General features: G+C 37.1%; 18 protein-coding genes and 1 tRNA gene. 14 read left to right on the top strand and 5 right to left on the bottom strand.

Annotation, left to right across the window (positions count from 1 at the left end; all coding sequences use genetic code 11):
- The first annotated feature begins 352 nt into the window (after nt 1-352).
- The 8 genes from HPT25_RS16890 to HPT25_RS16925 all read left to right on the top strand — a co-directional run bounded on the left by HPT25_RS16890 (nt 353) and on the right by HPT25_RS16925 (nt 8,204).
- Nucleotides 353-1,315 carry a helix-turn-helix transcriptional regulator gene (locus tag HPT25_RS16890; RefSeq protein WP_173066630.1) on the top strand — a complete coding sequence of 321 codons (963 nt, stop codon included), beginning with the start codon at nt 353-355 and terminating at the stop codon, nt 1,313-1,315.
- A 74-nt stretch (nt 1,316-1,389) separates the two neighbouring features.
- On the top strand, nt 1,390-2,022 hold the full coding sequence (locus tag HPT25_RS16895; protein WP_173066633.1) for a type 1 glutamine amidotransferase family protein: 633 nt from the start codon (nt 1,390-1,392) through the stop codon (nt 2,020-2,022).
- Between the two features lie 466 nt (nt 2,023-2,488).
- On the top strand, nt 2,489-3,214 hold the full coding sequence (locus tag HPT25_RS16900; protein ID WP_173066636.1) for a hypothetical protein: 726 nt from the start codon (nt 2,489-2,491) through the stop codon (nt 3,212-3,214).
- A gap of 409 nt (nt 3,215-3,623) precedes the next feature.
- Nucleotides 3,624-3,854, top strand: coding sequence for a hypothetical protein (locus HPT25_RS16905; RefSeq protein WP_173066639.1), 231 nt, complete (start codon nt 3,624-3,626; stop codon nt 3,852-3,854).
- A gap of 820 nt (nt 3,855-4,674) precedes the next feature.
- Entirely contained in the window at nt 4,675-4,941 is a 267-nt protein-coding gene (locus HPT25_RS16910; protein ID WP_173066642.1) for a DUF4190 domain-containing protein, read from the top strand.
- Nucleotides 4,942-5,374: 433 nt separating this feature from the next.
- Nucleotides 5,375-6,160: a GNAT family N-acetyltransferase gene (locus HPT25_RS16915; protein WP_173065312.1), complete on the top strand. Its 786-nt coding sequence runs from the start codon at nt 5,375-5,377 to the stop codon at nt 6,158-6,160.
- A gap of 1,069 nt (nt 6,161-7,229) precedes the next feature.
- Nucleotides 7,230-7,655: a hypothetical protein gene (locus tag HPT25_RS16920; RefSeq protein WP_173065315.1), complete on the top strand. Its 426-nt coding sequence runs from the start codon at nt 7,230-7,232 to the stop codon at nt 7,653-7,655.
- A gap of 90 nt (nt 7,656-7,745) precedes the next feature.
- On the top strand, nt 7,746-8,204 hold the full coding sequence (locus HPT25_RS16925; protein WP_173065318.1) for a GNAT family N-acetyltransferase: 459 nt from the start codon (nt 7,746-7,748) through the stop codon (nt 8,202-8,204).
- Nucleotides 8,205-8,655: 451 nt separating this feature from the next.
- Here HPT25_RS16925 and HPT25_RS16930 read toward each other — a convergent pair.
- Both HPT25_RS16930 and HPT25_RS16935 read right to left on the bottom strand, forming a co-directional pair.
- A tRNA-Arg gene (locus HPT25_RS16930) sits at nt 8,656-8,729 on the bottom strand.
- 357 nt (nt 8,730-9,086) lie between these two features.
- Nucleotides 9,087-10,433, bottom strand: a complete 1,347-nt coding sequence (locus HPT25_RS16935) for a glutamine synthetase family protein (protein WP_173066645.1) — start codon at nt 10,431-10,433, stop codon at nt 9,087-9,089.
- Nucleotides 10,434-10,704: 271 nt separating this feature from the next.
- On the opposite strand from HPT25_RS16935, the gene mutS reads away from it, so the two are divergent.
- The gene (gene mutS / locus HPT25_RS16940) at nt 10,705-13,299 is read left to right on the top strand and encodes a DNA mismatch repair protein MutS (protein WP_173066648.1); all 2,595 of its coding nucleotides are present in this window, start codon (nt 10,705-10,707) and stop codon (nt 13,297-13,299) included.
- Between the two features lie 27 nt (nt 13,300-13,326).
- Nucleotides 13,327-15,297, top strand: a complete 1,971-nt coding sequence (gene mutL, locus HPT25_RS16945) for a DNA mismatch repair endonuclease MutL (RefSeq protein WP_173066651.1) — start codon at nt 13,327-13,329, stop codon at nt 15,295-15,297.
- A gap of 15 nt (nt 15,298-15,312) precedes the next feature.
- Here the strand turns inward: mutL and HPT25_RS16950 are convergent, their stop codons facing one another.
- Together HPT25_RS16950 and mreBH are read right to left on the bottom strand one after the other, a co-directional pair.
- Nucleotides 15,313-15,525, bottom strand: a complete 213-nt coding sequence (locus tag HPT25_RS16950; RefSeq protein ID WP_173066654.1) for a hypothetical protein — start codon at nt 15,523-15,525, stop codon at nt 15,313-15,315.
- Between the two features lie 173 nt (nt 15,526-15,698).
- Nucleotides 15,699-16,706, bottom strand: a complete 1,008-nt coding sequence (gene mreBH / locus HPT25_RS16955; RefSeq protein WP_173066657.1) for a rod-share determining protein MreBH — start codon at nt 16,704-16,706, stop codon at nt 15,699-15,701.
- A 347-nt stretch (nt 16,707-17,053) separates the two neighbouring features.
- Here mreBH and miaA point away from each other — a divergent pair, with 347 nt between their 5' ends.
- From miaA to spoVK, 3 genes are all read left to right on the top strand, one after another.
- On the top strand, nt 17,054-18,010 hold the full coding sequence (miaA, locus tag HPT25_RS16960; RefSeq protein WP_246277354.1) for a tRNA (adenosine(37)-N6)-dimethylallyltransferase MiaA: 957 nt from the start codon (nt 17,054-17,056) through the stop codon (nt 18,008-18,010).
- 26 nt (nt 18,011-18,036) lie between these two features.
- Nucleotides 18,037-18,267 (top strand): RNA chaperone Hfq, encoded by a 231-nt coding sequence (gene hfq / locus HPT25_RS16965; protein WP_173066662.1) that lies wholly within the window; start codon nt 18,037-18,039, stop codon nt 18,265-18,267.
- 210 nt (nt 18,268-18,477) lie between these two features.
- Nucleotides 18,478-19,425: a stage V sporulation protein K gene (gene spoVK / locus HPT25_RS16970; protein WP_173066667.1), complete on the top strand. Its 948-nt coding sequence runs from the start codon at nt 18,478-18,480 to the stop codon at nt 19,423-19,425.
- 46 nt (nt 19,426-19,471) lie between these two features.
- On the opposite strand, the gene HPT25_RS16975 is transcribed toward spoVK, so the two are convergent.
- Nucleotides 19,472-20,077, bottom strand: coding sequence for a trimeric intracellular cation channel family protein (locus tag HPT25_RS16975; protein ID WP_173066670.1), 606 nt, complete (start codon nt 20,075-20,077; stop codon nt 19,472-19,474).
- A 291-nt stretch (nt 20,078-20,368) separates the two neighbouring features.
- Between HPT25_RS16975 and hflX the strand changes: the two genes are divergently transcribed.
- Nucleotides 20,369-21,628 carry a GTPase HflX gene (gene hflX / locus HPT25_RS16980; RefSeq protein ID WP_173066673.1) on the top strand — a complete coding sequence of 420 codons (1,260 nt, stop codon included), beginning with the start codon at nt 20,369-20,371 and terminating at the stop codon, nt 21,626-21,628.
- The last annotated feature ends 15 nt before the right edge of the window (nt 21,629-21,643 follow it).

Here is a 21,643-nt window from a genome sequence, read left to right on the forward strand (position 1 = left end):
AATACAACAATGGTACGGGAAAGATTTAAGTGATATAAAAAATGAAAAGGACCTAAAAAACCTCATTCAAACAAACTTAAAAGACAAAAATAAAGTAAACGATTTACTTAAAAAGTAAAAAGTACTCATTCAAGAACAGACATTAATCTTAAATAAGATTTTTTAACAATAATCTTCAACAATCGGGCGCAAGAATTGAACAACGATGGACTGTTTTCAGCAGTCCATTTTTCTAGGTCTTTAATCAGTTAAATGACAGGTTTATTAAGGGCAGAACAGCCTGGGGATGGCACGATGAATGAAAATCGGAAATATATAATAGAAAATAAATTTCATATAGAGGTGGAATTATATGCCTAAAATTGACAATATGTTAGCAATTCTATGGATGCTTCGTTCAGGTCAAAAAATTACTGCAAAACAAATTTCAGAAAAGTTAGAGATGAATATAAGGACTGTGTATCGTTATATTGATACAATTTCAACAAGTGGCGTACCTATAATTTCAGAACCAGGACATAACGGTGGATATACTTTATTGAACAATTTTATTGAGGCTCCTCTTTTTTTTGATTTTGAGGAGCAAACTTCACTATTTCACGCTGCTGTTTTTGCTGAAGAAGCCGGATATTATGGAGGTGAAGCACTAAATAGGGCCATTTCAAAACTAAGTAAATACTCAAATCAAGAGCAGGAAACAAAGATAAACCAACATTTAACTAGTCTTGAAGTAATAAGTCGATTAAGTTCACTCTCTATGGAACCTTTTTTGAAGGAGTTGGAGCAGGCTGTAGCTGACGGGTACTCAGTAAAAATTCTTTACCATAAAAGTGGCGAAAAGCAATTAAATTATAGATTGGTCGATCCGTACAGAATTATCTATTGGAATAATAAGTGGTATGTGATTGGATTTTGTCATCTTAGGAATGATATCCGTAGTTTTAGAGTAGATCGAATTGAAAGTCTAATGCTAACCGAAAATAAGTTTAACCGGCCAGAAAATTTTTCATCACGTGACTTTTTTATGAAAAACCTCCGTCCTACTATAGAAGATAAGGAAGGGATTACTTCTTTAGTTATTAATGGAAATGAAAGTACGCTGAATGATGTTTGCCAACATTGGTTTTTAGGACATTATTTACATGAACGAAATTCAAATCAAGCAGTTTTCCTTCTTGAAAGAGATATAGTACATACATATATACCTTATTTACTTTTACCGTACGGTAAATCTATTCAAATTATCGAGCCAATAAGTCTAAAGAAAAGACTTATTGAAGTTCTGTCGGAATTAATAAAATTTCATCAAGTATGATAACTTCCCTGACGTTAGCTGTCAGGGAAGTTATTTTAAAATTAGTATATAAATTGTGATTGGGAGTGTTATGGATGCAAACAAAAAAAGTTTACCTATATGTATTTAACACAATGTCAGACTGGGAATATGGATATTTAATTGCCGAACTAAACACAGGAAGATATTTCAAAAAAGATATAGTACCTTTAAAAGTAGTTACAGTAGGAGCTAATAAAGAAATGATAACTACGATGGGGGGACTGAGCATAAAACCAGATATTTCCCTTGATGAGTGTACTCTTGAGAGTAAAGATCTTTTAGTTTTGCCTGGAGGGACTACTTGGGGAGAAGTTATTCATCAACCAATCATGAAAAAAATTGACGAAGCCTTAAAGCTCGGCACTATTGTTGCTGCAATTTGTGGTGCAACTGAAGCTCTTGCGAATATGGGATACTTAGATTCTAGAAAACACACAAGCAATGACTTAGAGTATATTAAAATGGTCTGCCCTAATTATAAAGGAGAAAAATATTATGAGATGAGACCTGCGGTATCTGATGAGAATTTGGTTACTGCATCAGGGGTTGCGCCTCTGGAATTTACGATGGAAGTATTTAAAAACTTAGATGTATTTGCACCAGATACATTACATTCATGGTATAACCTAAATAAGACTCATAAACCTGAATACTTCTTCCAGTTAATGAATTCAATAAAAAGATGAGCTAAAAAAATCACCTTAGCAGATTTATATAAGTTAAATAATTACCATGCATTAGACAATGTCAAAGCATGGTTTTTAGTATTGAAAATTCCTTAACGTTGTAAATTCGGTTTCCTGACGGTACCCCTTCAATAACGATCTTCAACAATCGGGCGCAATTCTGTAGTAAGAATTGTGCTCTTTCCTTATGTTAAGGGCCTCTTAAATCATGGTGAAATTATCAAGGTGGTACTTAAAAACTAAAGCTGCTAATAGAAGCTCATTGTTTGTGATTAAAGCTCGTTTAAATATATTTGTTCCATATATTGGTATGATATATAATTGGTAATATAAAACGTGCTAATCATTATAGTACGTTTTATTTGTGAAATAGCTTCTTTTATGGCTAAGTCAGTGTGAAGTCATTTTCAAGTGAATCTCGGAACGGTATTAATATATATCGATTTTTTTATAAGGAGGCGTTATTGTGAAAAAAATGATCATAGGCACTCTTTTTCTGTTTGTTATTATTGCCTCTGGGTGCAGCAACTCCCCCAAAACCTCCAGTGGATATGCCAAGATGGAATGGATGGATTTCATCAAACTCAATGGCCACAGTTATCAAGTTATTAACACAGGAACTCTCTCTGACCCATCCCTTGTGGGGAAGGAAATCGGTATCGTAAAATTCATGGTTTCCGATAATGTGACTAAACCGAACTACAAGATAAAGGATGGGGATGCTGCCTTCCTTGAAAAGGGGACGAAAATTTATGAGGTAAAAGAAAACCCTGATTTGGTTGTTGTAAAAGATCAACAAGCAATCGGGGGTTATAGTGTCTATTACCGTGACCGTGGATCCTACAACTATCATTTTAAGAATCTGAATCAGAACGAAGTGAAAAAAATACAAATCTATGAGGATCATGGCGACACCAAGCTTGAACATCGGCTATTATCGACCTTGACGGATTCGTCCCAAATTAAGAATTTCTTCGGTGTTCTAAATCAAGGGAAGGAAGACAGTAACTTTCGGTATGATCACAGTCATCCTGATCAGAAAGTCTTCACCATTGTTTTTTACACTAAAAAAGCGGTCGCCTATCGAGACAACATTTTATATAACGGCAAGGAGTATGGATGGACCCCTTGGAGTCAAGAAGTTCTTCCAGTTACAATTGAAAAGTTCCTGAATAACAAACAGTTCAATTAACGGACATCTGGGTCCAAGTAATTTGGCGATTTTGATTTAATATTATAACTTTGGGCTTCATTGGCATGTTACTTATAACGGTGATATTTCACTAACAAAGGCTTATCTCTAGATTAAAGCAATGATCTTCAACAATCGGGCGCGATTCTTCAACAGAATTGTGCCTTTCTTTATGTATAGGGCCAGATTGTTGCATAACAAGTAGTGAGAAAATTATGGATTATGGAGAGTTTCACTTAGGTACTCTACAACTTTTGCTTAAACTGATATAACACTTTACGATTCATCCCTTTTAAAAGCTACATAAATTCCTGCAAAGATTTTTTGGCTTTTTATGTAAATTTTTCTCTGCCTCTTGCTAAAAAAATGTTAGGATTGAATAAAACAATAGTAGGATTGATGTCTTATCATGGAGAAAGAAACCGAAAAACAAATATTAAATGAGTTAAAAAACATAAGTCAGTCATTAGAATCAATTAACATTAAGTTAGAGAATAATGAAGAAAAACCTTTTTATACCGTTTGGCTAATTGTAAAATCCTTGCTAATTGGAATTTTTGTTGTGGGCCCTGCAATTGTTATTGTAATAGGGATTTTTATGATAATAATTAGTTGGCTGTCCAACTACTTTGGACATTAGTGAAAGTAAAGACCATCTCTTTTAACGCCCGTAAATGGGGTATGTCCGAGATAAGTCCAAACACGGCCTCGCGTTGCAAATAAATGAAAATAAGGCGATTTCAATTTATCTCTAATGATGATCAAAGTGCAGAAATAGCTTCGAACAATGTCGCTTCATAGCCCAGCTAATATTTTTTGCAGTATATTATATAGGATGAGTTTCTAAGTAATTTAAAACTAGTTTTTAGTTCAACTAGCTGCATATCTAGAATAATATTTAGCAATGATTCTTCCCCAATCGGGTGCGATTGCATAATAAGCTAAATTTCTTATTATGCTTATGGTTCAATTAATTAAAGGAATAACAAAAATAGGATGGTAAGAGATGTGGTTATTGATTTCAATTATTGGAGTTTTTGTAGCAATTTTTCGTTCAATATCTTCAATGATAAAAAAAGATAAAAAGAAATTCCGTAATTCGTTACTGATGATATTACTATTTGGAATTTCAATACTTCTTTATTATTTTCACGTATTTTAATGGAATTAAACTGATAATGTTCTTGAACTAACAAGTAGCTTGAGTTAAACACCAGATTGATCTGTTTAGGCAGTCCTTTTTTATTGTCGTTATTATTTAACACCTTGCAATTAAAAACTTAGCTAAAAATATTTTTTATAAAACAGGTTAGTACTTATTCAACAATAGGGCGCATTTCTAGAACAAGGATTAGTGCTCATTTTTCATTTTAGGGCCATTTAACGAAGAAGTGCTTATTGTGAAAATGTGGAAAATTTGAAATAATTTAATGAAATATTGGTTAAAAGGGGGGAGAAAAATGGATGAAAAAACTGAAGCGAATGGTAATTCTGTAGTTTCATTAACTCTCGGCATCCTTTCAATTATAATACCAATGATTGGATTAATTCTTGGTGTTATCGGGGTTATTTTTTCAAGGAAGGCAACAAAGGAAATTGCTAAATCATATGGAAACGGTAGAGGTTTTGCAGTTTCAGGTCTGATTTGTAGTATTGTTGGGATTGTGATTCAAACATTGAGTGTGTTGAGTATTATCGCTTACTATTCCACAACTCATGCTGCTTAATTCCATACTAAAAAGCTTTTATATCACTATCGGGCGCAAGAATTGGACAATGATGGACTGTATTCAGCAGTCCATTTTTTTGTCGTTAATCAGTTAAAGGGCAGGTTACTTTAAGAAGGAATTTAAACAATTGTCATTGAACTACTGACGAAGGAGGGATCGCCGTAGCGTTCCCTTTTCTTATTATGCTAACGTGGCAGCCACTTACCTATCTACATCAATAACGATATTCAACAATCGGGCGCAATTCTGTAAGAATTGCGCTCTTTCCTTATGTTAAGGGCCAGATTGTGAAAGATCAGGTTTAAAGAAAATTGGTATGAATGAAGAGATTGTGAATAAATTTGGGGCAGGTTAGTTGAAAAAGGGTTTGAAATATATATGCTATAATTGGATTAATGTTAATTATTTCCGAAAACTTAAGGGGAACCATATGCTAAATTCACAAGAACTTTTAATGCTTGATATTTCATACTATGAAACCTTTTCTAAACGAATTGATACAAGATGGGGAACGTTATTTTTTAATGAAAATCAACCAAATTATTATGATTCAAATCACGCTCATATTATTGATGGGTGTTTACAGCCACAACCAGTTATAGACGAGGTTATCAGCTTTTACCAGTCTAAACAAATCATACCAAGGTTTTATATCTACAATATAGAGAACCAACAAAATCTCATTATTGAATTAATAAAAAGGAATTTTAGATATGAAGAACTCATTAGCCCTGTTCAATTGTGGAATAACCGGGTGGTGGAAATTCAGAATAATAAGAGAGTTACTATTGAAAAAGTAACAAATGAAAACTATCAGGAAGCTTTAGATATAGAAAGTAGTATTAAAGAGTTTGGAGGAAAGGAAACTATTGAGAAAGTTTATAAAGAACAATTCAATCATTCTTCCTTCACGCATTATCTTCTTCGGTTGGATGGAGTGGCTTGTTCAACTGCTTGTATTTTTGAAGATGGCGAACAAGCTCGAATGGAAAGCGTAGCCACAATTGAAGAATACAGAGGTAAAGGATTAATTGGTGAAGTTATTCAGTTTATACAAAAAGAAGTAATAACTAGAGGAATAAAAAGGCTTTGGGTTTTTCCAATAAATGAATCAATTGAAAAAGTATATCAAAAGTATGGATTTCAAACAGTTAAAAAATTAACAACTGGACACGCATTTTTAAGTGGAAAAAGTATTAGTGAAATTCGTAAATAGGATTTAATATTTATCGTTCTTATAGAACTACTAACGAGTGCTTGAGTTGAACAATGGGGTTGCTGTGTCTTTCTCATTTCTTATTCAACAAACTGGCAGCTTAGTTTAAGAAGGTTTGGCAAAAATATTAATCAGGATGGAAAATTTCGAGGTATTAACTATGTTGAAAAGAATGGATATATTTTGGATTTTTTTAATCAGTTTTGTAATTATGATGGCACTGGATTCACCTATAAATACTTTTTGGTTAACCCTTAAAAACAATAATTGGATTCATAGCAGTGTAAGTACTCTAATTTTAGTTTTGATTACTACGGCTTTTATTTATTTTAGAAAAAGACGGTATAAAACAAAAAAATAATGAAGCAATTCAACGGGTGCGCTAGTGGAAGAACAATCTAGTGATATTAGGATTTAGCCATATCTTAGTTATTGAATTAAAGGGCGCGATTCTTCAACAGAATTGTGCCTTTCTTTATGCATAGGGCCAGATTGTTGAACATCACGTCTAAAGGAAATTGAAATTAATGAAGAGATTGCGAAAAATTTCACTTAATGTAACTGGCAGGTTAGTGCAATAAGAAATTACAATAAAGTTTATTAATTCTTTTTAATTCCTTAAAAATTTATATGCTACAATTAAATTATTACAAGTGAGAGCGGTGTATTTTATGTCTATAATTGTTGTATTTCTGCTTCTATTAGGGTTGCTATACCTTTCCTTTAAAATGTTTAAGAATAGAAAGAATATAATGTATTTTGTATATTTAGTCGTGGCATTCTTTTTCTTTTCAATGAGAGATAAATTAGTGTCGTTTCACAACCCCATCTTACTTGTAGCCTTTGCATTAGTCTGTGGTTTAGGCATTACTTGGATATATGAGAAGGCTATGAAAAAAGGGAAAATATAACCTTCAATAACGATCTTCCACAATCGGGTGCAAGAATTGAACAACGATGGACTGTTTTCAGCAGTCCATTTTTCTTGGTCTTAATCCGTTAAATGGAAGTTTAGTGGAAGAAACGATTATATTATAATGGTGTTACAACTTCAAAGTGGGGGAGAAAAATGAAACATTTTGGTTCTGAATTACGTTTTGGTTTAGTGAAGAATACAAATCAAGATAAATCTTTTATCTATGTAGTAATCCCAGAAGTTATCATAAAATTTTTGATTCAATATCAATCTGAATTAAACATATACACTGATATAATTACACAATTTGAACCAGAAGAAATGCGATACCTTTATACTGAAGAGGTTGAAGAATTGCAGAATATAGCATCTCAGGTATTAGAATCATTAGAAAATATAAATGAAAGTCGAATTTTTCAGGATTATAGGGATAAGTATCATTTATCCGAGATTAATTTCTCTAAAGAAGACGTTAGTGAAGTATTTAATCATCTTATTCATATATGCAATGTGGCCCTTAATGGTCAAAAAATATTATTTGTTTCGTCAAGGTTTGATGATTCAGCAATGATTGAATAGTAACATTCAACGGTGTCTTATTAAGCTAAAAGGGGCGTTAGAACAACAAGATGTATAATAAAAAAATCGAATTTTGCAAGGAGATTCAAGATGAATATCGAGTTTAAACCAATTGATAGAACAAATTATATTGAGTGCATAGACCTTAAATTAAATGAAGAACAAAAAAAATTTGTCGCCCCTAATATTTTTTCTTTAGTACAAGCAGCATATGAACCTAATTTATACCCATTAGGAATTTATAAAGATAATATAATGATTGGTTTTATATTATATGATTATGATAATGAACTTAACGGATGGTCAATGAGCAGATTTATGATTGATTCTAATTATCAAAACCAAGGAATTGGGAAAATATCTATACAGAAATTCATAGAATTTTTTACAAACAAACATGGTCATTTAAAACTCTATACAAGTGCTTCAGTTGATAATCAAGTTGCTATTGATTTATATAAAAAATTTGGTTTTGAAAAAAAAGAAGTGTTTGAGTATGAAGCGGGCGGAAGAAAACATAAAGATATTAGAATGATTGCCCAACTTTAATGTAAAAGATTGTGAAAAAATCTACTTAAACAAATTGGTAGCTTTACTTCAATAACGATATTCAACAATCGGGCGCGATTGTTGAAGAAATCTTAGATTTTTAATTGACTGTATTGCTAAAGCATCCTTTATAAAAAAATTAAATACCTTGTTTTACCCCCATCTAAAACAGGAGGAGGTAAACTTGTTTGAAGTATTAAAATTAATAACTTATTGTAATCTTGACATTTCCTTATTGCGGATGGTGATAGCTTAGCTGGTATTACCCCTTTATGAGATCATTAAAGCTAGGTTAATTTAACAGATTATTAAGTTGTTTTTCTGAAGATTTTGTATCAATTGGTGGCAGTAAGTTATGTTTGGCGGCAATAGGGTGGCAATTCAGCTGTTCAATAAAAACAACTATAACAGAATAAAACAGAAAAACCCTTGCAGTGCAAGGGTTTTGTAGCGTCCCGGAGAGGATTCGAACCTCCGACCTACAGTTTAGGAAACTGTTGCTCTATCCTGCTGAGCTACCGGGACATGTTGGTATAGTATTTTATTTTGTATTACTCACGCAAAAAGTGTATCCCGTCCTGACCTCGGAAAGAAAAAACAAGATGTGGCTCGGTCAGTACGCTGAAGCTCCATCAAAGAAGCAGATTCAATCGTGCTGAGCTACCGGGACATGTTAATAGTATTCATTTTGTTTTGAACACGCAAAAAGTAAATGCCATCCTGACCTTCCAAAGGAATAAAACAGGAACGTTTCTTATTATATAAATTTAATTCCAAAAGGTCAATCAATATACATTGATTTTTTAGAAAAGATAATTGCGTTAGGGTGATTATAAAACAAGCTGCCCCAAATTTAAATTGGAGCAGCTTGTGGGTGTTGGATTAGAATTTTGCTTGGTAGTTTTGAATTTCCCAAGTGTGAACAGCTGTACGGTAGCTATCCCATTCTGCTTTCTTCAAAGCTACATATTCGTTGTATACATGCTCACCAAGAACTTCACGTCCGATATGGCCAGCTTCTAAAGCTTCTACTGCAGATTCAAGGCTTCCTGGCAGGCTGTCGATTCCACGTTCTTCACGCTCTTGTTCAGACATGTGGAAGATATCATCATTAACAGATGCAACTGGAGTTAAACCTTTGGCAACACCATCTAAACCAGCAGAAGCAATTACTGCGAAAGTCAAATATGGGTTAGCAGATGGATCTGGACAACGAAGCTCAACGCGTGTTGCCAATCCGCGTTTTGCTGGAATACGGATTAGGGCAGAACGGTTGGAAGCAGACCATGCGATATAGCAAGGAGCTTCATAACCAGGAACTAAACGCTTGTAAGAGTTAACTAAAGGATTTGTTACAGCAGCAAAATTCTTTACATTCTCTAACAAACCTCCAATGAATTGATAAGCAGTTTCAGATAATTGAAGTGGTGCATTTTCATCAAAGAATGCATTTTCGCCATCTTTGAAGAATGACATATTCACGTGCATTCCAGAACCGTTAATACCGAATACTGGTTTTGGCATGAAAGAAGCATGCAGGCCAAATTGCTTTGCAACAGTTTTAACTACCCATTTGTAAGTAGTTGAGTTGTCAGCAGCAGTTAACGCATCAGCGTATTTAAAGTTGATTTCATGTTGACCTTCCGCTACTTCATGGTGAGAAGCTTCAATCGTGAAGCCCATAGCTTTCAATGCACGATAGATTTCTAAACGAACGCGTTCACCAAGGTCGTGTGGTGATGGCTCGAAATATCCGGCTAGGTCATGTGTTTTTAAAAGTGGTCTGCCATCTTCATCTGTTTGGAACAAGAAAAACTCTAATTCAGGACCGACTGAAATGCTGTAACCTTGTTCAGCAGCTTTTTCAACCGTCTTTTTTAAGACATTACGAGTATCTCCTTCGAACATTGTTCCATCAGGATTCGTTACACTGCAAAGGAAACGTGCTTCAGCATAGCTTTCTTCAACAGACCATGGAAGAACGGCAAAAGTATTTAGATCTGGCTGTAAGTAAAGGTCAGATTTATTAATTGGAGAGAAACCGATAATAGAAGAACCATCAAACATGATTTTGCCTTCTACAGCATCTTCAAGCTGTGCAGCAGTGATCGTAACATTTTTTAAAGTACCTTCAAGATCTACAAATTGCATATGTAGAAGCTCGACATTTTTCTTTTCAATGATCTCTTTAATTTCATTCAGTTTAGATTCTGTAAATACTGATGACATGTTAAATCTCCTCTCGATCTCATGTTATGTTTCCTAACATCTCTATGAACCAATTATAGTAGTCTAGGAGAAGAAGTCAATAATTTTTAAAAAATTTATATAAAATTGCGAAAATATTTTTAATGTAAGCGTTGTATTGTTTTGTTGAGGTTAAATTGTGATTTTTTTTAATAAAATATTGGTTGTTTTTTCTTATGAATAAATAATCCGGCATTTTATGATATAATAGTTTGTCGAAGATAATCGAAATGATGAGAATGTGGAGGTCATTATGGCTGCTTATACGCCGATGATACAGCAATATTTACAAGTCAAGGCAGACTATCAGGATGCCTTTTTATTTTTTCGCCTTGGTGATTTTTACGAAATGTTCTTTGACGATGCAATCAAGGCATCACAGGAATTAGAAATTACCTTAACTAGCAGGGATGGGGGCTCCGAGGATCGGATTCCAATGTGCGGGGTTCCTTATCATTCTGCTGCTAATTATATAGAACAGCTTATTTCAAAAGGCTACAAGGTCGCGATATGTGAGCAGGTAGAGGATCCGAAAGTCGCGAAGGGTGTAGTCAAGCGGGAAGTGATTCAGCTTATTTCCCCAGGAACAGTAATGGAAGGGAAAGGTTTAGCAGATAAAGAGAACAACTACATTGCCTCTATAACAGCGTTCGATGACCAGACTTTCGGCTTTGCCTATAATGATATTTCAACAGGAGAAAGCAAGGTAACCCTTTTATCTCATAATTTTGATGAGGTATTAAATGAACTAGCTGTTCTGAATGTGAAGGAAGTAGTTGTGTCCTCAAGCTTTGATGCAGAATGCCAAAAGAAAATGCGCGAGCGCGATGTTTTAGTAATTTCATTTGAAGATAATATTTCAATAGAAATGAATTTTGCTCACCTTATTGAGGGGTTAAACCAGGAAAAATTAAAACAAACCACTGCAAGATTGTTCCATTATCTGTACCGTTCACAAAAAAGAAGTCTTGACCATCTACAACCTGTAACAACATATCAAATCCATCAATATATGAAAATAGATTACTTTTCGAAACGCAATCTGGAATTGACGGAAACAATCCGTTCCAAAGGCAAGAAAGGGTCCTTGTTATGGCTGCTTGATGAAACGATGACGGCTATGGGCGGAAGGATGTTAAAGCACTGGATTGACCGGCCGCTGATAGATCGTGAAGAAATTGAGCATCGTCACAACCTTGTGGAAGTCTTAATTAACCATTATTTTGAACGCCAAGAACTTCGTGAAAAACTAACAGAGGTTTACGATTTGGAGCGATTAGCTGGACGAGTAGCTTTTGGAAATGTAAATGCAAGGGATTTGGTTCAGTTAAAGCATTCCTTGATGCAGGTTCCTTTCTTAATTCAGACGTTGGGATCCATGGACAATGATGCCGTGAAACAAATCGCCTCTCAACTTGACCCGTGTGAAGAGGTTACTGATTTACTTGAACAGGCGATTGTCGAGAATCCTCCGTTATCATTAAAAGAAGGAAATATCATCTGTGATGGCTATAATATGCAATTAGATCAATACCGTGATGCGAGTCGAAACGGAAAAAATTGGATTGCGCAGCTGGAAAGAGACGAACGGGAACGCACCGGCATTAAATCATTAAAAGTCGGTTACAATCGTGTTTTTGGCTATTATATTGAAGTCACAAGATCAAATCTTCATTTGCTTGGCGAAGGCCGATATGAGCGGAAGCAGACCTTGTCAAATGCAGAACGCTTCATTACTCCGGAACTTAAGGAAAAAGAAGCCTTAATTTTACAAGCGGAAGAAAAAATCGGCGAACTGGAATATGAACTATTTGCGCAAATTCGTGAGATGGTAAAGGAATACATTCCTCGACTGCAGTCGTTGGCGAAAACAGTTAGTGAACTCGATGTCTTGCAATGTTTTGCGCAAGTCAGTGAAAACCGCCGGTATGTGAGACCGGAATTTTCCGCTGATCGCCGCGTGGTCGTAAAAGATGGGCGTCATCCAGTAGTGGAAAAGGTGATGAATGCACAAGAGTATGTTCCGAATGATTGTTATATGGATCACGACAGGGAAATGTTGCTCATTACTGGCCCGAATATGTCTGGTAAAAGTACGTATATGCGGCAAATTGCTTTAACGGCAATTTTGGCGCAAATTGGCTGCTATGTTCCGGCGTCAGAAGCTGTACTTCCTATTTTTGATCAAGTCTTTACCAGAATTGGGGCGGCAGATGATTTAATTTCAGGACAAAGTACATTTATGGTAGAAATGCTGGAAGCGAAAAATGCAATTGCCAACGCGACCCAGAACAGCTTGATATTATTTGATGAAATTGGCCGTGGAACTTCCACGTATGATGGGATGGCGCTGGCTCAGGCGATTATTGAATATATCCATCATCGAATCGGAGCCAAAACGCTATTTTCTACCCATTATCACGAACTAACTGTCTTGGAAGAAGAGCTAAGCCAATTAAAGAACGTTCACGTCAGTGCCATTGAACATAATGGAAAAGTGGTATTCCTTCATAAAATTAAAGAAGGTCCGGCAGATAAAAGTTACGGAATCCATGTAGCGCAACTTGCGGAATTACCTACAGAATTAATTGCGCGGGCTACCGAAATTTTAACTGCATTGGAGCAGCAGCCTGGAACACAAGTATCACCTGTGGTGGAAAAGGTCCAAGTGAACGAAGAACTTTCACAGCTGTCATTGTTTGATGAACCAACAGAACTGAAAAAGCCAGAGCTTTCTTCAAAAGAAAGAAAGGTCCTAGATAAAATAAAAAACCTTGACTTATTAGATGTAACACCGCTTCAGGCGATTAATACGCTGTATGAAATTCAGAAAAAGTTAAAAGGCTAAAGCTCATAGTAAGGAGGCGGACCTAAAGTGGGGAAAATTATTCAATTGGATGATGCACTGTCCAATAAAATAGCGGCGGGTGAAGTGGTTGAACGCCCCGCCTCTGTCGTCAAAGAGCTAGTTGAAAATTCCATTGATGCCGGGAGCACAGTGGTTGAAATTGAGGTGGAGGAAGCGGGTCTTGCCAAAATCCGTATCACCGACAATGGGAGCGGAATTGAGGAAGATGATGTATTAACGGCCTTTCAACGCCATGCCACCTCGAAAATAAAAAATGAAAATGATTTATTCCGAATTCGGACATTAGGCTTTCGCGGTGAGGCGCTGCCAAGTATTGCCTCGGTTTCAAGGTTGGAAATGAAGACCTCAACTGGAGATGGAGCAGGAGATCTAGTTGTGATCGAAGGCGGGAAGGTTGTAACATTTGAAAAAGCCTCAAGTCGGCGCGGGACGGATATTACAATTACCGATTTATTTTACAACACGCCAGCACGTCTAAAATATATGAAAACGATCCATACCGAACTGGGAAATATCACGGATGTCGTCAATCGTCTTGCTCTTGCACATCCAAATGTAGCCATCCGCCTCATTCATAATGAACGGAAGCTGCTGCAAACAAATGGCAGTGGCGATGTCCGGCAGGTTCTTGCCGCCATTTATGGAATGAGTATAGCGAAACAGCTTGTTCCGGTGTCAGGCACCTCGCTTGACTATAAAATCAGCGGCTTTGCCTCTATGCCAGAGGTTACAAGGGCGTCACGGAATTATATTTCAACGATGATCAATGGTCGTTTTATTAAGAACTATTCGTTGGCTAAAGCCATTCAGGAGGGGTACCATACGCTGCTTCCAATCGGCCGTTTCCCGATTGTTCTTCTCAACGTGGAGATGGATCCATTATTGGTGGATGTGAATGTTCACCCATCTAAGATGGAGGTTCGGTTCAGTAAAGAAGCAGAACTGAATGAGTTGGTGACATCGATCATTAAGGATACCTTTAAGTCCAAGGTGTTAATTCCCACTGCTTATACCGCTGTGAAAAAAGAAGTGCCAAAGTCAGAACAAACGGTATTGACCCTGGATGAAGGCACGGTAACGCTTGACGATGAAAGTAGTAATCGAAATCAAAATCAAAATCCATCCTATGGAGCAGATCAGAGTATATGGATGTCGGAAATATCGCATGACCAGCAAAAAGACCCTTGGGATCTGCCTAGGGCAGCTGAAGTACGTGAGAAATTGCAGCCCTTTGTTGAGTCGGAGAGACCGACCGTAATCGAGCAAGAGGTCCCACATCTTCCAGATCACAGTGGCCCAGCGTCAGAGCCATATGCTGATTTCACAGACGATGATGTTGCGATAGAAATGGAAGATACAACTTTAACGTATGCTGAGGAAACCACATATGAAAGCCGTGTGCCTCGGATGTACCCAATCGGTCAAATGCATGGAACCTATATTTTCGCCCAAAATGAAAATGGTCTCTATATTATCGACCAGCACGCTGCGCAGGAACGTTTAAAGTATGAGTATTTTCGTGAAAAAGTAGGGCTGGTGGCACCTGAACTTCAAGAATTGCTCGTCCCGTTCACATTAGAGTATTCAACAGATGATTATGTCAAAATCAATGAGTATCGCAGTGAGCTGGAAAAGGTTGGCGTCTTTCTTGAGGAATTTGGAATGAACAGCTATATTGTCCGCTCCCATCCTCAATGGTTTCCGAAAGGACAGGAAAAAGAAATAATAGAAGAAATGATTGAGCAGCTGTTAGAGATGAGGAAGGTAGATATTAAAAAAATGCGCGAAGAAGCGGCAATTATGATGAGCTGTAAGGCTTCTATAAAAGCCAACCGCCACTTGCGCAATGACGAAATCCAGGCCCTGCTTGATGACTTAAGAAAAGCATCGGATCCCTTCACGTGTCCACACGGAAGACCCATTATTGTCCATTATTCCGTTTATGAAATGGAAAAAATGTTTAAACGTGTGATGTAATGAATAAACCCCTTCTCAATCGAGAGGGGTTTTTCTGATTAACCAGCCATTCCATGTTGCAGAGATGTCAGTTTCTTGTTGGAATTTTTTTAGCGTCTTCTTGTATTCTTTTTCTTTTTGAATCTCTACCTGACGGATTCTATTTAAAGTTTCTTCTAAAGTGTCAGCGGTTTCTATTAATCCTAAAAACGGTATGTATACATAAATTTTTCTTTCACCAGATTTCATAAAAAAACCCCCCATTAATGATTTCTTGTAGATACAATACTTTGACAAAATACGACAAAATCCTTGTTGCAAAATGGTGAATATGAAAAGAATACACGAAAAAAGCCTCTGGTCATCCAAAAACAAGGGAACTCATTTTTAGAAATGAACGAGAGGCTGAGTATTTATGTTGATTATTTCACCGCTGCTGGCAGCTTCGTCATGTATTTAAGGGCTTGTCCTGTTCCAATCGCGACGGCTTCAAGCGGGCTTGGTGCAAGGGCGACAGGAACGAAAATTTCTTTACTTAGCCATTCCTGCAAACCATTTAACAAGGAGCCGCCCCCTGTTAAAATAACTCCGCGGTCGACGATATCGCCGCTTAACTCTGCAGGACAATCTTCAAGAGTGGCCCTTATAGCTTCTAATATATGGAGCAACGCTTCCTTGATCGCATTGCGAATTTCATAAGATGATAGTGTAATAGTTTTAGGTAAACCAGACACGAGGTCGCGCCCCCTTACCTCCAAAAAAAGTTCCTCGTGATCGATAAGTGCATAACCAATCTGCATTTTAATCGTTTCCGACGTTCTTTCACCGATTAACAAATTATACTCTTTTCGGACATGTTGAACAATATCCTCATCAAGTCGGTCACCGCCGATTTTAATCGAATGATAGGCTACAACACCGCCAAAGGAAATAATGGCGACTTCTGTATTACCGCCGCCGATATCTACCACTACATTGGCAACCGGCTCATCAACCGGCAAGCCGGCCCCAATTGCCGCCGCAACCGGTTCTTCAATTAACGTCACTTTTTTAGCACCTGCATTTTGGACTGCGTCATGAATGGCACGCCGTTCCACGCTGGTAGACCCTGATGGAATGCTAACGACAATGTTTGGTTTGCGGAAACCAATGCCCATTTTTTTGTAGGCTTTACGTAAAATTTGCTTAAGCATTTCCGTCGTCGTGTCAAAATCGGCAATGACGCCATTTTTTAATGGACGAATGGCCACAATTTTTTCGGGGGTTTTCCCGATCATTTCTTTGGCTTCTGAACCAACGGCTACAACATTCTTGCTGCTAGTATCAATGGCAACCACTGATGGTTCATTTACTGCAATTCCTTTATTTTTACTATATACCAATATATTGGCCGTTCCTAAATCAATTCCGATATCATATGTAGAAAGCATGATTTCACCTTTTCCTCATTTTTTTCAATAAAAACTCAAAACTTCATAATCCATTAAAAACGTCATATTTCGAGCTGTTTTTACAAAACAATCTACGATTCAGCCTATCATGAATATGGGGGTAAAAAGTGTTTTGTAAAAGAAACGTTATCGTTTTGTAAATTAGCTTGTACTTTATTTCAATCCAATTAAATAATAGACAAAATAATTTCATTTTTTGAAAGCGCATAAAAAAGGATTTTTTTGTATATACTTATTTGATGTTCAACTGCTCCGCAAAAATATGTTACGATGGATGCGTGAAAGGAAGTCTTTCACGGAAAAAGTTAAAAGGCAGTGTGAAAAGTTTGGATGAAAAACAGAAACTATTAGTCATCATTGGACCGACGGCGGTAGGAAAGACAAAACTGAGCATTGAAATGGCAAAACGTTATAACGGTGAGATTATCAGTGGGGATTCCATGCAAATCTATCGCCATATGGATATTGGCACCGCGAAAATAACAAAGGATGAAATGGAAGGAATTCCTCATTATTTAATTGATATCAAACAGCCTGAGGAAAATTTTTCTGCAGCTGAATTTCAGGTGTTAGTAAGGGATAAAATAAATGAGATTGCCGCAAGAGGAAAGCTTCCAATCATAGTCGGAGGTACCGGGCTTTATATCCAATCCGTTATTTATGACTATCAATTTGCTGATGTTCCAGGTGATGAATTATTTCGATTGCAGCTGGAGGAAAAAGCAAGAGGAATCGGCAATGAAGCACTCTACCAAGAGCTTTTGGCGATTGATCCGGAAAGTGCAGAGCAAATTCATCCGAATAACGTAAGAAGAGTGATTCGTGCGCTAGAAATTTATCATTTAACTGGAAAGACGATGCGAGAATTCCAATCCACTCAGCAGCCTGACCTCTTATATCAAACAGCACTAATAGGTTTAACGATGGACAGGGAAAAGCTTTATGACAGAATTAATGCACGTGTGGATGAGATGATTGAAAAAGGTCTTTTACAAGAGGTAAAGGGCTTATACCAACAGGGCCTGCGTCAATGCCAGTCCATTCAGGCGATTGGATACAAGGAGATTTATCAATATCTTGATGGGGAAATAACCCTTCAACAGGCGATTGAGGATTTAAAACAAAATTCCCGCCGTTATGCCAAAAGGCAATTAACTTGGTTTCGGAACAAAATGGATGTACAATGGTTTGATATAACTGATGTGAAAAATTTCGAAAAAAAATTGTTGGAAATTTCACATTATGTTGAAGGAAAGCTACAAGTAAAATCGAATACATATTAGTAGAGATAAAAGAGGAGGATATTTCAATGAAAACCACCATTAATATTCAAGACCAATTTTTGAACCAATGTCGTAAGGATAATATCAATGTAACGGTATTCCTATTGAACGGATTTCAATTAAGAGGCCAAATCAAAGGCTTTGATAATTTTACGGTTTTGTTTGAATCAGAAGGAAAACAGCAATTAGTATTTAAACATGCCATTTCAACTTTTGCACCGCAGCGTAATGTGCAGCTTGAATTGGAACATCAATAACATCATTCACGATTTAGAGCCTTTGTTGAAGGCTCTTTTTCTTTGCCTTTCATAAATCTTTTTTAATGAAAAGCGTGGTTGGTGAATACAAATAGTATGAAGGATTATGCTTTTTTGAAAATATGATCTGACTCCATGAATAACAATGGTTAAATAACCATCATAGATGATGTGGTAATGATCTTGTTTCTGGAATGTGAGGTGAAAGCTTTGGATCAACCGTTTCGAATGAAAAGTAATGGACAAATAAGAGTAGTTCTCAACTCCCAAAAAAGGAAGCCCTTAATGAAAGAGTTACCTGATTTTCAAGTTGTTCCAAAGGATATTCCTCCTGAGCATACGGCTCTAAAGGAAATAGAAGATGAGCTTGAAGCTCTGGTTGGTATGGATGAAATGAAACGTATGATAAAAGAGATTTATGCCTGGATTTATGTCAATAAGAAGCGAGAGGAATTGGGCCTTAAGGCAAGGAAACAGGCACTGCACATGATGTTTAAAGGGAACCCGGGAACAGGAAAAACAACAGTTGCACGTCTTATTGGAAAATTGTTTCAAAAAATGAGTGTGCTTTCCAAAGGTCATTTGATTGAAGCGGAACGGGCGGACCTTGTCGGGGAATATATTGGCCATACTGCCCAAAAGACACGTGATCTCATCAAAAAATCACAAGGCGGGATCTTGTTTATTGATGAAGCATACTCACTAGGCCGCGGTGGCGAGAAGGATTTTGGCAAGGAGGCGATTGATACACTAGTTAAACACATGGAGGATAAGCAGCATGAGTTTGTCTTGATTTTGGCGGGGTACTCGCGAGAAATGGATCACTTTTTAACCCTTAACCCAGGCCTGCATTCCCGCTTTCCGCTCGTCATTGATTTTCCGGATTATGATATTGATCAATTGATGGAAATTACCGGAAGAATGATGGCAGAAAGAGAATATATGTTTAGTCATGAGGCAGAGAAAAAGTTAAGGGATCACTTAATTTGGGTAAAGAGTGTGTTAAGTCCCAAGAGTTTTTCGAATGGCAGATATGTCCGCAACATTATTGAAAAATCGATTCGCGCCCAGGCGATGAGGCTGCTCATGGTCAATGTATACGACCGCCATGAATTAATGACGATCAGAAGCAATGATTTGGTCTTTGAGGAGGATTAAAGCGAAAAAAATCGACGGAGGGTATCCGTCGATTTTTTTCTGAAGTCTAGTAACCTCTTAATCTTCGAGTGGGCAAATTCCAATCAAATGTATACGATAAAACACGGAGAACCGTGACAAGAATGAATAATGAGTAAAGTTCCCACGAATTAGCGGCAATTTTAAGCCCGACGACTAAACCTGCAAGAATGGCCCAAACCGCATAAATTTCAGAACGCAAAACAATTGGCTTTCTTCCGGCTAACAAATCGCGAATAATTCCGCCGCCGCTGCCAGTAAGGACGGCAGCTACGATTACCGCACTAAGCGGATGGTTCATGTTCGCAGCATAAATGGCACCTTGGATAGCGAAGGCTGATAAACCAATCGCGTCAAATAGATTTCCCCATTTTTGCCAATGTTTTAGCAAATTTGCGGGAAACAAGAATACGGCAGTAACCGCCAGTAAGGCAATTTGAAAATATAATCCTTGATCCCATAACGCGGAAACAGGCACACCAATTAATAAATTTCGGATTGCCCCGCCGCCAAATGCCGTAACAATGCCTAAAATATAAACGCCCAAAATATCATATTCTTCTTCCATGGCAACAATTGCCCCACTGACAGCAAAAGCAAGGGTGCCAATCATACTTAAAACTTCCCATGTCATGATAACCAATTTCCCCTTATGTTTTATGATCTTATCTATATGTGTTCGGATCCCCTATGTTTACGGTGGAAAGAACTTAAAACCTCGGTCATTCCATTCGTTGATAAACAATAAAAATTTTATCATGGAATCTGAAATTTACAACTTCTTTTTCAATTTGTTTGCTCATCTGCTGATTAACGCTTCAATAAACATTGTGGCACGTGACCATTAATCTTTAGGAAAATTAGTGTATTTGCGTGTTTTTTGATATGATGTGTGAAGAGCTTTTTTGGAGGGAGTTGTGCCAATTTGGAACAAAAAGAGACAAGAGAAAAAGCGATTCTCGTTGGTTGTCAAACAGTCGTAGATGATGATGTACGGTTTCAGTATTCCATGGAGGAATTAGGCTCGTTGACGGAGACGGCTCAAGGTGAAGTATTGATAGCTGTAACGCAAAAACGCGACCGGATTCATCCTGCTACATATATAGGTAAAGGAAAAGTAGAAGAACTTCAAGCACTTGTTGAGGAGCTTGAAGCAGAGATTGTGATTTTTAATGATGAGCTATCTCCGAGTCAAAAGCGCAATCTCGCGGCTCAAATTCCAGCACGCATCATTGACCGAACCCAGTTGATTTTAGATATTTTTGCACAAAGGGCTCGTTCAAAGGAAGGGAAATTACAGGTTGAGCTTGCTCAGCTTCAATATATATTGCCAAGGCTGGCTGGTCAGGGTACAGCGTTATCCAGACTTGGCGGCGGTATTGGAACAAGAGGTCCTGGTGAGACAAAGTTGGAATCAGACCGAAGGCATATCCGTAGGAGAATCGATGATATTAAAGGCCAGTTATCTGTTATTGTTCAGCATCGCGATCGGTACCGTGAAAGAAGAAAGAAAAACAAAGTCTTCCAGGTAGCGATAGTCGGTTATACGAATGCCGGAAAATCAACCTTATTTAATCGGTTGTCTGAAGCAGAGTCATATGAAGAAAATCAATTATTTGCGACATTGGATCCCATGACACGTAAATTAGTTTTACCGAGCGGTTTTACTACCCTGATCACAGACACGGTTGGCTTTATTCAGGATCTGCCTACGAGTTTGATTGCAGCATTTCGTTCAACACTTGAGGAAGTAAAGGAAGCTGACTTGCTGCTACATGTTGTGGATATGTCAAATCCCGATTATTTTCAACATGAACAAACGGTCAATAAACTTCTGGCAGACTTAGATATAAAAGACATTCCACAGTTAACCGTCTATAATAAAAGAGATATTCAGCATCCTGATTTTGTTCCGACAGCGAGTACCCCATCGATTTTTATTAGCGCCTTTAAATCGGAAGATCGTCAATCATTAAAGGTGAAAATGGAAAAACTCATAGCTGAAATGATGGAACCATATGAGGTGAATCTTCCGGCAGATGAAGGGAAAATTATTTCCCAATTAAAAAATGATACGATTTTAAATGAAATTACTTTTATGGAAGAAAGCCAAATATACCGCTGCAAGGGGTATTCATTAAAAGATCATCAAATTACAGGGCAGCTGCAGAAATATAAAGCTTAGTTAGGAGAATTAAAA

The organism is Neobacillus endophyticus (assembly GCF_013248975.1).
In the GTDB taxonomy this organism is placed as follows: Bacteria; Bacillota; Bacilli; order Bacillales; family Cytobacillaceae; genus Neobacillus; species Neobacillus endophyticus.